This window comes from Mycobacterium sp. VKM Ac-1816D, from assembly GCF_000416385.1.
GTDB lineage: Bacteria > Actinomycetota > Actinomycetes > Mycobacteriales > Mycobacteriaceae > Mycobacterium > Mycobacterium neoaurum_A.
In genome coordinates this window covers 1-12,749 of record NZ_AOHQ01000117.1, presented here as the reverse complement: position 1 = coordinate 12,749, position 12,749 = coordinate 1, and the positions used below count along the sequence as shown (strand labels likewise).

At 63.6% G+C, this 12,749-nt stretch carries 19 protein-coding genes; 14 read left to right on the top strand and 5 right to left on the bottom strand.

Features of this window, described 5'->3' with window-relative positions:
- Positions 1-35: 35 nt before the first annotated feature.
- Positions 36-512 (bottom strand): SRPBCC family protein, encoded by a 477-nt coding sequence (locus tag G154_RS04870; protein ID WP_023985669.1) that lies wholly within the window; start codon positions 510-512, stop codon positions 36-38.
- Positions 509-1,177, bottom strand: coding sequence for a class I SAM-dependent methyltransferase (locus G154_RS04865; protein WP_019511833.1), 669 nt, complete (start codon positions 1,175-1,177; stop codon positions 509-511). Before G154_RS04865 ends, G154_RS04870 begins: the two co-directional genes overlap by 4 nt.
- A gap of 24 nt (positions 1,178-1,201) precedes the next feature.
- Here G154_RS04865 and G154_RS04860 point away from each other — a divergent pair, with 24 nt between their 5' ends.
- Both G154_RS04860 and G154_RS04855 read left to right on the top strand, forming a co-directional pair.
- On the top strand, positions 1,202-1,387 hold the full coding sequence (locus tag G154_RS04860; protein WP_019511834.1) for a hypothetical protein: 186 nt from the start codon (positions 1,202-1,204) through the stop codon (positions 1,385-1,387).
- A 230-nt stretch (positions 1,388-1,617) separates the two neighbouring features.
- Positions 1,618-2,670: a 3-deoxy-7-phosphoheptulonate synthase gene (locus G154_RS04855; RefSeq protein ID WP_019511835.1), complete on the top strand. Its 1,053-nt coding sequence runs from the start codon at positions 1,618-1,620 to the stop codon at positions 2,668-2,670.
- Positions 2,671-2,675: 5 nt separating this feature from the next.
- Here G154_RS04855 and G154_RS04850 read toward each other — a convergent pair whose 3' ends face one another.
- Positions 2,676-3,221, bottom strand: coding sequence for a DUF1697 domain-containing protein (locus G154_RS04850; RefSeq protein WP_019511836.1), 546 nt, complete (start codon positions 3,219-3,221; stop codon positions 2,676-2,678).
- Between the two features lie 56 nt (positions 3,222-3,277).
- Between G154_RS04850 and G154_RS04845 the strand changes: the two genes are divergently transcribed.
- The 6 genes from G154_RS04845 to G154_RS04825 are packed head-to-tail and all read left to right on the top strand — an operon-like array spanning position 3,278 to position 6,813.
- Positions 3,278-3,709 carry an SRPBCC family protein gene (locus G154_RS04845; RefSeq protein WP_019511837.1) on the top strand — a complete coding sequence of 144 codons (432 nt, stop codon included), beginning with the start codon at positions 3,278-3,280 and terminating at the stop codon, positions 3,707-3,709.
- Positions 3,710-3,728: 19 nt separating this feature from the next.
- Positions 3,729-4,625 carry a PHB depolymerase family esterase gene (locus G154_RS04840; RefSeq protein ID WP_019511838.1) on the top strand — a complete coding sequence of 299 codons (897 nt, stop codon included), beginning with the start codon at positions 3,729-3,731 and terminating at the stop codon, positions 4,623-4,625.
- Between the two features lie 46 nt (positions 4,626-4,671).
- A complete protein-coding gene (locus tag G154_RS04835; protein WP_187697599.1) occupies positions 4,672-4,968 on the top strand; it encodes a hypothetical protein in 297 nt (98 codons plus the stop codon).
- 39 nt (positions 4,969-5,007) lie between these two features.
- On the top strand, positions 5,008-5,826 hold the full coding sequence (locus G154_RS04830) for a hypothetical protein (protein ID WP_019511840.1): 819 nt from the start codon (positions 5,008-5,010) through the stop codon (positions 5,824-5,826).
- 52 nt (positions 5,827-5,878) lie between these two features.
- Positions 5,879-6,067, top strand: coding sequence for a hypothetical protein (locus G154_RS26330; RefSeq protein ID WP_131701330.1), 189 nt, complete (start codon positions 5,879-5,881; stop codon positions 6,065-6,067).
- A 20-nt stretch (positions 6,068-6,087) separates the two neighbouring features.
- The gene (locus G154_RS04825; RefSeq protein WP_023985671.1) at positions 6,088-6,813 is read left to right on the top strand and encodes a hypothetical protein; all 726 of its coding nucleotides are present in this window, start codon (positions 6,088-6,090) and stop codon (positions 6,811-6,813) included.
- A gap of 417 nt (positions 6,814-7,230) precedes the next feature.
- Here the strand turns inward: G154_RS04825 and G154_RS27045 are convergent, their stop codons facing one another.
- Positions 7,231-7,638: a hypothetical protein gene (locus tag G154_RS27045; RefSeq protein WP_234713115.1), complete on the bottom strand. Its 408-nt coding sequence runs from the start codon at positions 7,636-7,638 to the stop codon at positions 7,231-7,233.
- 304 nt (positions 7,639-7,942) lie between these two features.
- Between G154_RS27045 and G154_RS25850 the strand changes: the two genes are divergently transcribed.
- The 3 genes from G154_RS25850 to G154_RS04815 all read left to right on the top strand — a co-directional run bounded on the left by G154_RS25850 (position 7,943) and on the right by G154_RS04815 (position 9,483).
- Positions 7,943-8,140, top strand: coding sequence for an excalibur calcium-binding domain-containing protein (locus G154_RS25850; protein ID WP_081649936.1), 198 nt, complete (start codon positions 7,943-7,945; stop codon positions 8,138-8,140).
- 1 nt (position 8,141) lies between these two features.
- A complete protein-coding gene (locus tag G154_RS04820) occupies positions 8,142-8,429 on the top strand; it encodes a DUF732 domain-containing protein (RefSeq protein ID WP_157884745.1) in 288 nt (95 codons plus the stop codon).
- 661 nt (positions 8,430-9,090) lie between these two features.
- A complete protein-coding gene (locus G154_RS04815; protein ID WP_023985672.1) occupies positions 9,091-9,483 on the top strand; it encodes a hypothetical protein in 393 nt (130 codons plus the stop codon).
- Between the two features lie 9 nt (positions 9,484-9,492).
- Here G154_RS04815 and G154_RS04810 read toward each other — a convergent pair whose 3' ends face one another.
- Positions 9,493-10,248, bottom strand: a complete 756-nt coding sequence (locus tag G154_RS04810; RefSeq protein ID WP_019511845.1) for a serine protease — start codon at positions 10,246-10,248, stop codon at positions 9,493-9,495.
- A 385-nt stretch (positions 10,249-10,633) separates the two neighbouring features.
- Here G154_RS04810 and G154_RS04805 point away from each other — a divergent pair, with 385 nt between their 5' ends.
- The 3 genes from G154_RS04805 to G154_RS27355 form a co-directional block, all read left to right on the top strand.
- Positions 10,634-11,719 carry a tyrosine-type recombinase/integrase gene (locus tag G154_RS04805; protein WP_023985673.1) on the top strand — a complete coding sequence of 362 codons (1,086 nt, stop codon included), beginning with the start codon at positions 10,634-10,636 and terminating at the stop codon, positions 11,717-11,719.
- 214 nt (positions 11,720-11,933) lie between these two features.
- On the top strand, positions 11,934-12,149 hold the full coding sequence (locus tag G154_RS25845; RefSeq protein ID WP_081649933.1) for a helix-turn-helix domain-containing protein: 216 nt from the start codon (positions 11,934-11,936) through the stop codon (positions 12,147-12,149).
- A 337-nt stretch (positions 12,150-12,486) separates the two neighbouring features.
- A partial coding sequence (locus G154_RS27355; RefSeq protein ID WP_155944841.1) for an AAA family ATPase occupies positions 12,487-12,749 on the top strand: 263 nt, incomplete at its 3' end.

Here is a 12,749-nt window from a genome sequence, read left to right as displayed (position 1 = left end):
GTTGACGATGCACCGTCGTCAACCCTGGGTTGACGTTATGGCCGCGGGTAGCCCCGCCGCACCGTGCGATCGAGAATGCCCAGCGTCGCCCGCAAAGCGGATTCCGGGATCACCGGGAAGATGCCCGCCTCGCGCCACTTGTCATCGATGGCCGACCAGTCGTAGAACGATGTCACGACCGTCCCGTCGTCGGTGGGCTCCAGGCGGTAGCCGTAGACGTGGCCGATCTGCGGCTTGATCTGGCCGAGGATGGTCCAGGCGATCAGCCGGTCCTGCTCGTAGTCGACGATGTCGACAGTCACGTCGTACTTGCCCATCGGAAAGTCGTTGAGCGCCTCCCGATCCATGTGCACCACGAACCGGTCACCGACCTGTCGGGCCGGCTCGCCGCTCGCATCCTGCAACATGCCGGAGGCGTCGATGGCCACGTGGCCGTGCGGGTCGGTCAGCACGGCGAAGATGTCGGAGGCCGGGGCGGCGATGGTGCGTTGGACTTCCATGCGGTCGCTCACGGGGAGACTCCTTGCTGGCGGATGGGTTTGCGGGCGATCAAATACCCCTGCGGTGTCGATTCGACACCGTCGTCGTCAGGGCCCCGGACCAGTTGGGCGTACACCGGGAGGCCGGCGGCGTCCAGCGACTCGGCGACCGATTCCGGGCGACGGCGTTCGAAGACCAGATTGACGTGTTCGCCGAAGGCCTCGGTCAGATGACGTGGTTGATCACCGACCTGAAAGGCCGCCAGCGCGACGCCGCCGGGAATCAACACGCGACGGAACTCGGCGAACACCCCGGCCAGGGCGTCGTCGGGCACGTGGATGATCGAATACCACGCGCACACCCCGCCGACGCTTTCGTCGGGCAACGGCAGCGCGGTCATCGAGCCGACGGTGAAATCGATACTCGGCCACACTCGGCGCGCATGGTCGATCATGTTGGGGGACAGGTCGATTCCCGACACCGCGGCGCCATACTCCCGCAGGATCGCGGTGGCCGCGCCGGTCCCGCAGCCGACGTCGACGACGGGCCACCCCGCCGGTACCGAATCGGCGAACGCCCGCAGCATCGCGCGGTCGACCGGTTTGTCGTCGAGGTGGCCGGCGAAGGCGTCGGCATAACCGGCGGCCGTGCGGTCATAGCCGGCCTGGGTGCGCTTCAAGAACGAGATGTCAACCATCGCTGCCGAGGTTACTGTCACAGTATGCGTATCGCGGTGTTGTGCATCGGAATCGTCCTGGCGGCCTTCGGCACCCTGTTCGCCCTGCAGGGTTTCGGCGCCGTCGGAGGCAGTCCGATGAGCAACACCACCACCTGGTCGGTGCTCGGTCCGCTGATCGCGTTGATCGGGGTGGGCATCGCCGGTTATGCCTGGCGGCTCAAGCCGTGACGTGCAGGCCGCTTTGGCCCGTGCGGGGCGGGCGTGTAACCTGGCCGACGTGAACATCGGTGTATGCGCCGCCTATTGGCGCTTTATCAAGGCTCCGGGCGGAGCCGATAAAGCGTTGATCTAACCGCGCATCCACCCGGAGCCCAGGCAGTGACCACCACGGTCGCTGCCTTTCGTCATTACGAGGGCGCCGAAATCTCACGCAGGTGCCCGTAGCAGGAAGGCACCCCATGAATCTGGCGCAGATCGCCACCGCACCCGCGACGTCGGACCGGCGGATTCGCAGTTTCAGCGAGATCCCCAGCCCGCACGATGTGCTCACCGAGTTCCCGCTGGGCGCGCGGCGGGCCGAGCGGGTGGCGCGCGACCGCGACGAGATCGCCGACATCCTGGCCGGTCGCGACGACCGCCTGCTGGTCGTGGTCGGCCCGTGTTCGGTGCATGACCCCGAGGCCGCGCTCGACTACGCCGGCCGGCTGGCCACGGTGGCCGAGGAGCTCAAGGACCGGCTCAAGATCGTCATGCGGGTGTACTTCGAGAAGCCCCGCACCACGATCGGCTGGAAGGGCCTGATCAACGATCCGGGCATGGACAACACCTTCGACGTCACGCGGGGGCTGCGGACCGCGCGCCAGTTGCTGCTCGACGTCATCGACATCGGTCTGCCGGTCGGATGCGAATTCCTCGAGCCCACCAGCCCGCAGTACATCGCCGACGCCGTCGCCTGGGGCGCCATCGGTGCGCGCACCACCGAATCGCAGGTGCACCGGCAGCTGGCCTCGGGTCTGTCCATGCCGGTCGGCTTCAAGAACGGCACCGACGGCAACATCCAGGTCGCCGTCGACGGTGTCAATGCCGCTGCGGCCCAACATGTCTTCTTCGGAATGGATGACATGGGCCGGGGCGCCCTTGTCAACACCGCGGGCAACGAGGACTGCCATGTGATCCTGCGCGGCGGCACCGGCGGACCCAACTACGAGGCATCCGCGATCAATGCGGTGGCCGACAAGCTGGTGGCCGCCGGCCTGCCCGGCCGGGTCGTCATCGACTGCAGCCACGCCAATTCCGGCAAGGATCACGTCCGCCAGGCCGTCGTGGCTGCCGAGGTGGCGCAGCTGGTGCGCGACGGACTACCGGTCAGCGGTGTCATGTTGGAGAGCTTCCTGGTGGCGGGCGCCCAGTCACCGGATGCCAAGCCGCTGACCTACGGCCAGTCGGTCACCGACAAGTGCATGGATTGGGCCACAACGGATCTGGTGTTGCGCGAGCTCGCGCGCCGCTGACCCGGCTAGCCCTGCTCGTCGAGCAGGGCTAGCAGGGTCTGCGTGGTCTTCCAGTTGCGGATCGTTATCTGCTTGTACTCGGTGGTGGTGGTGATCTTGCTCAACCTGCTCTTGGTTCGTTCGGCGCCCAGCCGCGCGAAATACACCACCCCGGTACCCGGCCAGGCCTGGTCGACCCCGTCGCGCAGCGTGACGATGTCCAGCACGCGCGCCGCGGTCAGGGGTGCCTTCAGGAAGATGGCGTCGGAATGGAACGTGTCGGGGTCGGCGCCGAAACCCTTGGGCGCCTTGCTGACCACGTTGCGCAGCTGGCGGTGTGAGCGCACGACCACGACCAGTGCAACGCCGAATGCCTTCTCCAAGGCGCCTTCGATGGCGCTCTCCAGGTTCGCGGGATCGTCGTCGGTGTCGAACAGCACGTTGCCCGACTGGATGTAGGTGCGCACGTTGTCATAACCGTGCTCGTCGAGGGTGGCACGCAGATCCTTCATCGCGATGATGTTCTTGCCGCCGACGTTGATCCCGCGCAGCAGCGCGACGTAGCGGGCCATCAGCCGAACCCGACGTTGCTGCGGTGCATCGCACCGAAGCTACTAGCATTCCGCCCATGGCAAAGGTCGAACTTTCCCGCGAGCTGTCGATCGACCCGCAGACCGCATGGGACCACGTGTCCAAGCTCGACGAACTGGGGGACTGGCTGGTCCTGCACGAGGGCTGGCGTAGTGATGTCCCCGACGAACTGACCGCCGGTACGACGCTGATCGGGGTGGCCGGTGCGAAGGGCATGCGCAACCGGGTCACCTGGACGGTGCGCACGTTCGATGCTCCGCGGCTGGTGGAGGTCACCGGCAAGGGGGTCGGCGGGACCAAGTACGGGCTGAAGATGGCGGTGAAGCCGACCGCGTCGGGATGTGCGTTCACCGTCACCATCGACCTGGGCGGGCCGCCGCTGTTCGGTCCGATCGGTGCGGTCGCCGCGCGCACCGTCAAGGGCGATATCGAGCGGTCGGTCGACAACTTCGAGTCGCTGTACGCCTGAAGCATCTAAGCTCGCCCACGTGTGGGGGAGACGCGCCGCGGCGTTGCTGGTGGTGTTGGCCTGTGTGCTGACACCGGTACCGGTGGCCGCCGCCGAAGCGCCGGTGGCGCATATCGACTTCGGTGGGCTGAGCCGCACCTATCAGGTGCATGTGCCGCCGGGGACGCCGAAGGGGCTGGTGCTCAGCCTGCACGCCGGCGGGCAGACCGGCGCGCAGCAGGCCGCGCTGACCGACTTCGATCCGGTGGCCGATCAGCACGGTTACGTCGTGGTCTATCCCGACGGGATCGACTTCAGCTGGGCCGACGGGCGCGGCGCCTCGGTGCCCGACCGCACCGGGGTCGACGATGTCGGATTCCTGGTGACGCTGGTGCAGCGTCTTTCGGCCGACTTCGGGATACCGCCGGGTCGGGTGTTCGTCACCGGGTTGTCGGCGGGTGGGTTCATGGCGAACCGGTTGGCCTGTGAGCGCGCCGACGTGTTCGCCGCCATCGCGACCGTCGGTGCGTCCCTCGGGACCAATGTCGGGTGCCATCCGTCGCGCCCGGTGTCGGTGCTGACGATCCACGGCACGTTGGACCCGATCGTGCCCATCGGCGGTGGACCGATGATGGGCCGCGGTGGGGCGAGCACCGTCTTGGCGGCCACCGCGCTGGTCGACAGTTGGCGACACCTCGACGCCTGTGATGCGGATCCGTTGATCGAACCGCAGCCCGGCGTCGATGCCCAGTTCGTCGAGCGGGTCAGTTATCGCTGCGCCGAGGGGTCGGCGGTGGTCTACATGCGGGTCGACGGCGGCGGGCACACGTGGCCAGGGGCCCCGGAGATCCTGCCGGCCAACCAGGTGGGCCCGGCGATCCGGTCGTTCAGCGCCTCCGAGGCCGCCGCGGTCTTCTTCGACGAACACGGGCGCTGACTTCCGTCGACCCACGGTTCGAACATATGATCGAACCGTGGGTGAGATGCAGTCCATCGGGTACGGCGGGCAGCCCACGCGTGAGGTGTTCCGCCGGGTCGATCCGCCGCGGACCGTGCTGGTGGATCTGGCCGCGCTGTTCCCGCGTCAACCGCACTGCCGGTGGGGCCGCCAGCACCCGCTGGGGTTGCAGATGCACAAGGTCGTCGAGGCGCAGCTGACCTGCTGGGGGTTGTGCGAGCAAGGCGCGTGGTGGGGGCTGGTCACCTATCCGGTGCGCTTCGGGGCCAGCGAACGGCCGGTGACGCATTGGGTTCCGGCCTGGATGCTGACCCTGGGCTGATCGTGCGGCGTTGACGGTGGCGGGTGAGATGCTGCTGGCGTGGCAGACAAGGTGGTCGACGACGTCGTGAAGGACCGGGCGGTGCAGTACAACATCGCCCTGACGGTCCTTGCGGTGCTGACCGCGGTGGTGGCGCTGCTGACCAATCTGACCGGCGGGGGCTGGGAGCTCGGGCTGCGGATCACGACCGTCGTGCTGGCCACCGCCACGGCCATCACCGGGTTGTTCAAGTTCCGCAACGAGCGTGCCTACAAGGCGCAGCAGGAGGGCCAGAAGGCCGACCTGGAGCAGGCGTTGCGCGCCGAGTCGCGGCGGACCTCGCTGCTGATCAACGGCGCGATGTTGGGCACCGCCGACAAACTGCGCCGGTTCGCGGCCATGGATCAGACCGCCCGGGACCGCGAGATCAGCGGGTTCCGGTCGTCCATCGTCAGCAAGGTGTGCGACCTGATGCAAAGCGATGCGCCGCGTGCGGCGTACTTCCGGGTGCAGCATCGCCCCGGCGGTTCCCGGGTGATGACGTGTGGTTCCTATGTCGACTCGATCAACCGCGAGGATTCGTTCACCAGTGAGTTCGTCGAGGGGACCGGTGGTGATCAGGGCGTGTGGACGCTGATCGACCATGGCGACGTCGAGAGCAGCAATGACACCGACGCGCGCATCCCGGAGACCTGGGATGTCAGCAGGGGCCGTGTCTACAAATCGTTCGTGTCGGTGGCGGTGCGTGCCGACGTGGCCTTTGGGATGCTGACGGCCAACACGTTGGAGAAGGACGGATTCACCGCCTCCGATATCGCCTCGATCAAGATTCTGGCGCACCTGTTGGCCGCGGCCGAGGCGACGGGGCAGCCGCGATGACGCGGGGGACGAGTCCGCTCGCGTTGTCGGCTGTCGCCGCTAGGCTGACGGTATGTCGAGGAAGGGAGTGCAGACCATGGCTCGTGCCGTGCAGTTCCACGACGATGACATGAAACGCGCCTGGGAAGAGGCGATCGTGGCCGAGCGGGAGGCCGAGTTGCATCCCGAGCGCACCGCCGAGCGTCGGCGCCGGCTGATCCGCTGGGTACAGGCGCGCGATCTCGCGGCGTCGGTCGCGTAGCGGTTCGGGCGCAATCGGGCATGCCCGAGCCCCCGGGTGGTGACGATCCCACCGGCTATATGGCCGATGCCGGGTCGCCCACCGAGCTGGCCGGCGTCGCCGATGCCGACACGCAGTCGGCGTACGCCTGGGGTCTGGACGAGGAACCCGAGCCGCAGGCACCACGCACGCTGAGCCCGGCGGTGATTACCGCGGGTGCCGTGGCGGCGGCCGTAGTCGTGATCGCCGCGGCGTCCGCCGTCGCGGTATGGGCATTGCGCGATGAGCCGGTGAGCGCGCCGGCGCCTCGGCCGGATCTGCTCAACGGCGTGTATCACGTTGAATACCAACCGGACCGGGCCACGACATCGGGCACCGACCGTCCGGTGAGCTGGGGTGTGCAGGGTGCGCCGACCCAGGATTGGTTGACGTTGACCACCACATGCACCGAGGGCACCTGTATCGCCGGCGGGGAGGTGCTTGGCCCCGACCGGCAGCGGAGGGCCGGAGCGCGGGCGCTGTCGTTCCAGCTGATCGACGGGACGTGGCGCGATATCGCCCCGGCCCGGGTGAAGTCCACCTGTCGTTACGCCGATGGGTCGATCGCCGGTGAGTCGTGGACGACGGTGACCCTGGGGTTCACGCCGCGCCCCGACGGCACGTTCACCGGTGCACTGACCACGGTGGTGGACACCAATGAGTGTGGCGATCAGGGGAACACCGTGGTGACACCGTTGACGGCGGCCCGGGTGGGGGATGCGGTGTGAGCCGTGGACAGAGTTCTGGTTGCGATCAGGCGTTCGGCGTGGATCTAAGGGGATTCGAACCCCTCACCCCGCGTGTGCCTTGTCGGGGCGGAGTCGGCCGATTCCTTTATGTGGGCGTCAGATCCGCACATCAAAGACTGCGTCGATTTCGCTGAACTGATTTGAGAGCCGACCTGGCTGGCAGTCATTGTTGCTGTAGCCCAGGTACTGGCGGGCAGGGTCGTGATGCGATGTATTGCGGGGACGGTGGAATGGCGCCAGAATGGGCTCGGCGCTACGTACGAGCATTCGGTCTTCGAAGTGAATTCAGCGGAGAGCCTCAGCGATAAAGCCTTTACCGTCCAACGCAAAGGGTGACGCCATAAAGGCTCTTCAGGAAGACTTACGCCGCGATGATCTATAAATCCCTGAATGCTCTTACGGACAACTTTCGACATCGATGCGTACTACGCCAAAGTCGACACTGGTTTCAGCTGTAAACGATTCGCCTGGTGCTGGAGTTGACGTGCAGACCTGCCAGTTTCTATCGACTATTTGAGCTCGCGCATCACCAGTCAGGTCCGTGGAACTGCTGAAGAACACCTCGTTATTGGTGATGCGTTGAATCTCATTCTGTGCGTGCTGAAGATTGGTGCCAATCAGATTGGGCATTGTCCACGTCGCGCTGACGACCTCAGGCGCCGGACCGCTCGTTGCTTGAGGCGCAGCTACGGTGACGGTGTTGGTGACCGTAGAGGTGCTGGTTTTGGCAGCTTCCGGTGTGGCACCGCAGGCGGCTGTGAGCACTGCCACTGATGCGATTGCGATGTAGGTCGGGTTCCGCATACGGCGGATGGTAGAAGTCCATTCACTCAGTAGTGTTCGTTTTGGCCAACTATCCGTCGATCGACTGACGGGGCGGTGCGCGCAATGATTCATTCGTGTGCCGACGGCCGCTGCGGCTTCATCGCGACCTTGCCTTGGATCAAATGTTTCTGCATTCCAGCCCGAAGGTCGACACTGACGGGGTGCTGGCTGGATAAGTCGAATATCGACCGCAACGAAGATTCCTATGCTTACCATTCAGCGGGGCACCAGTATTCTGTTTGAGCGAAGTTTGCGCAGTCTGCAGTAAGGGGGGAGAGATCGTATGGTTCGTGCAGGCGTCACTGGCGTCGTACTAGTGGGCATCGGCGCAGCAGGTCCGGTACCGCTGGCGAATGCGACGCCGTTTAAGAACTGCACGCAGGCACGTCAAGCTGGATACGAGGATATTCCTTCTTCGTCGGACTATTACGGCTCATGGCTTGATGGCGACGGTGACGGTATTGCGTGCGAAAGCACCTAGCATGAGAAAGATCGGAATGCTCATGTCATGCGTAGCTTTAACCCTTATCGTGGCTCCATCAGCACACGCGGACTCCGAGGACTTCGTCGACTACATCGCTAGCCGCGGTGAAGCGACCAAAGGTATGGAGTACGAAATAATCGATCTGGGCCAAGCGATCTGCGGCATGTTTCAAGCGGGCGGAACGGTCGACGACGTGTGGGACACGCTGACCCAGCGCAACAACGCCGCTTGGATTGTGGGCTCGATCAACTATCTGTGTCCGGATTACCTGTATCTGCTGGACTGATTACGAGGGGCGCACCCGCAGGCCGTGCTCATCGATCGGACTGTGTAATTGCGGCACCACAGTGGCCAGTGAACTTGCAAGTGTGAACGCGTGAGCGAATTCCGGCATGTTGGCCCTGAGATCGGTCTTACAACGCGCCGAACCTTTGAGGTGCAAGGTCAGGGCTCCATGTGCGTAGGCAAGCACCGAAGTTGGATAAACCCAAGTTCGTTTGCGGAACCCTGACCCGCACTCAACGAGAACTATCCGATTGGATGCGTCCTCGCAGTTGAATATACCCAATCGTGGCCAATATCACACGTTGAGGGCATGGCGTCGATAGTTTGCCGGTCCACCTGTCAGGTGTGCATCTCAGAGACGACACAACTCTGGCGATGTTGAAGTTCTTCTTCTACACCCGAGGCTGCCCCCGGAGGCTGACGATGATGAGTGCAGTGAGACTCATCGTTGCAGTAGCTCGCTTGACCCGCACGACGGCTCGCGCAAGCTGTACCCTCCGCTGGCCATGAGCCGCATCAGCCTGGCCGGCTTGCGAGAACCGCCGAGGCTGCAAACCTCATCAGCCACACCAGCAACGTTTACACCATCGTCAATTTGATTCCTTCTAAACCTGGTGGAGGTTGACCGGCCGCGATATATTCCAAGCTAGGGAGGGGGAAATATGAAGAAACGGTTGACTTTCGTCATCGCATTGACGGCCGGTGTGTGCGCCATATCGACACCGGCAGCAAACGCTGACGTTCAGGCTGGATGCGTGAATGATCGGTGGGGATTCCTCGGCAGCCAAACGCGCAGTATCTGCGACGGCCCGCTGCAGCCTGACGGCAGTTGGGTGCGGTTCCGCATGGTGTGGATTCCGGCGCATCAGGTGCCAGTCAGCACGTCCTGCGGCGCATACAGCTGTAGCACTAGCGGCGGCTACTTCCAGGACGTTCAAATATTCGAGAAGGTCAAGTATCCGGTTACGCCGAACACAGTGGTGCCGGGTGAACCTGCCTGGTTACCGCCGACCTACACCGACGCCGGTGGATTCACCCCGATCAATTTCAATTAACGTGGCTCGCTAGTCGCGCCGGCGTTTCTCGTCTAGCAACCGGTTTAACTCGGAGGCGATATCGGGCGTGCCCGCGTCGGCGAGGGCTACGACGGTGTCGACCCACTCCTGAACGTCAGAAGGCACCAGCATTGCCGCGATGCCGTACGAGACGACTCGGGTGATCTTGCCGCGCGTCTTTGTCCCGTTGCGTTCTTCTTCCTCGTAGGAGTCGATGACCAACGACGAATCGTGGTTCGCAGTCACGATCCCTTCGAGCACTTGTGGCCTTCGCGCGTTCGACACGGGCCCACCGCTCAAGCCGGCCGGCGCTGGCACGCTCAGCTCGGCGGCAAGGTACTTCCGGCCGTCCGGAGACTGATATTCGAAATGTCGTTGATAGTGACCTTTGAATAGCCGTGGCACCTGAGTGTTCTCCTCGGCGGGGTAGCCGAAGGCATGGAAGTCGCCGCCGTCGACCAAGGTGTGGCCGATCTCGTTGTAAACCTGGCCGTTCGGGGGAGGCTTGGCACCCTTGGAGATCACCATCACGGCCAAGTCGATCGACCGGTGGCGTATCACCTGCTCGGCGAGTCGCGCGTCACGCTCCATCGGCGACTTGAAACAGAGCCGGCCATTTTCGACCTCAGGCACGCAGTGGGCCGCGGTCAATATGACGTAAGGACGCATGTACATCGAGCCCGTCCCGTTGAACTCCCACGTGCTGTCCGGCGGCGAGAGAAAGATTGCTCCGGTTGCGAGTCTGGGGAAGAAGTCGAGCGACATGCCGACAACGCTATCGAGAGCAGAATTCGCCCGCGCCGATCGACGAATGACTGATTGGGCACAAGAACACGAAAGGCCCGGGGTTACCGGGCCTGACCTGCATAGAACGTGGTGCGCGATACTGGGATTGAACCAGTGACCTCTTCCGTGTCAGGGCCGAGCGCAGTGCTGGTCTAACTAGCACTCTACCTGCATAAACCTTACTCAGTGGGTAAGGCCATGAGTGGACATGTACAGCCGTCTGAGTGCTAGTCTCAGTTCACGTTCAGTTCACGGCACAACTCCAACAAGGGGCGCGCGGGTGGTCAGAGGATCAGGTCGAAAGACACGGACGCCGGGAACGTTCGGTACTGTCCAGCAGTTGCCGAGCGGTAGATACCGGGCGTTGTACTTCGGTCCGGATGGTCGACGCTACAGTGCGCCAACCACCTTCATCGCGAAGCAGGACGCTCGCGGATGGCTTGCCCTGCGTCATTCTGAGATCATTCGGGACGCGTGGGTTCCGCCCGGAACCGGCGCCAAACCGGACGTTCGACGCAAGTTCAATGATTTCGCGAATGAGTGGCTTGAGGATCGCGCCAACGATGCTGCAGCGCCGCTCAAGCAGCGGACTGCGGAGCACTATCGCCTCATCCTTGATAGACAGCTATTGCCGACGTTCGGGCAACGACCCGTAGCTTCTATCACCGCCGATGATGTAAAAGCTTGGTATCGGAAGACGGGGGCCGGAGCGCCCACGATGCGAGCGCATAGTTACGGGTTGCTGCGCACAATTATGGCAGCAGCGGTAGCCGGCAAGTGCATTACTGAGAACCCGTGTGCGATCCGTGGCGCGGGAAGCGCGAAGCGTGTGCACGAGGTGGAACCCGCCACGCTTGAGCAGCTGGACCTGTTGACGGACGCGATGCCAGGAAAATTCCGGCTGATGATCTTGCTGGCGTCCTGGTGTGCGCTTCGGTTCGGTGAACTCACGGAGCTTCGCCGGGTGGACATCGATCTGTCTGTTGGAGCGATCAAGGTGCGACGCGGAGTCGTGCGAGTTTCGACCGGGTTCAAGGTTGAAGGTCCGAAATCAAAGGCCGGCATTCGTACCGTTGCAATCCCGCCGCACCTGTTGCCGATGGTCGAAGAACATCTGGGTGAATATGTTGAGGATCCGCCTAACTCGCTGCTATTCCCGGCTTCCAACGGTGGGCACCTAGCTCCGTCGACGCTGTATCGGCACTTCTATAAGGCGCGCGACGCGGCGGGACGGCCCGATCTCAGGTTCCACGATCTTCGGCACACGGGTGCGGTGCTGGCCGCTTTGACCGGAGCTACGTTGGCGGACCTGATGAACCGATTGGGGCATTCCTCCCATCAGGCCGCGCTGATCTATCAGCACCGCGCGCAGGGGCGTGACAGGGTCATCGCAGATGCCCTCTCTGCGATGACAGCTCCGAAGGCCTTGGCCATCGCGTCCGAGGGCTGATCAAAGACTCCTAGGCCGCACGGTGAAGCGCACGATGTGGCTAGGTGGTAAATATATGAACCATTATGGTTAATGAAATCGCTTTGCTTGCAGTATCTTTCGCGAAGTGTTAACTTTTCATCGAACTTGGAGGTGCTCCCGTACAGATTCGCTCGAAATAGGCGTCATTCATTGGCCCGCCCGTCCGGGGTGGACCGCGCCTTGAAGGAGAATCATGGGTTCATCGTTTCGGCCGGACAGTGACAGCGACAAGCTTCCGGCGAAAGTTACGATCAAACAGGCTGCGCAACACTATAGTTTATGTGACAAGACGGTGCGGCGCTACATCGCGCAGGGGAGGCTCGTTGCCTTCCGCGTCGGTGACCGCAACATCCGCGTGGATCGCGACTCACTGGTTGCGCTTGCAACGCAAATCGGCGGTGCTGCATGATCCCGCCGAGCCACGCGCTACCGGAGACACTTCGCCAGGCGAAGCGTTGGGACTTGGTGAAGCGGACTTACGTGAGCGCGGGCCTATGTGAGGGCTGCGCAGCGCGGGCCGCGTGGGGCCACCAGCACCACGGGAATAGTTGGAGAGACTTACAGCCGCCTTGTGTCCGTTGCAGGGGATTGGTGGAGGAGTTCCACGAAGCCACTTCGGCCGTGGCATGGCGAAAAATGCGCCAGCCGCAGACCGCGAGAAAGACCCAACGGCTCCATGGGACGGTCCACCGAGGCGTAGATGCGAGCCAGCCCGAGTTCGGCGCCGAAGGTGAGGTGGCATCGTGATGCCGCATGGAGATATGGAGCCGCTGGATTGGGTGACCTTGGGGAAGGTGCCTACTGCGTCCCCAGTCATTCCCGGCCTGCTCAACGAAGGTGAGTCCGGATCGCTGATCGGACAGGGCGCAGTAGGCAAATCGCTTCTAGCCCTAGACATCGCGCTGCGGCTCGCTTCCGGCAGCTCAGTGCTTGGCAAAGCGGTCGGGTCTGCTGCACGATCAGGTGACAGACAGTTTCGGTCACGCGGCCTGACTGGCCCGTGTGGTCA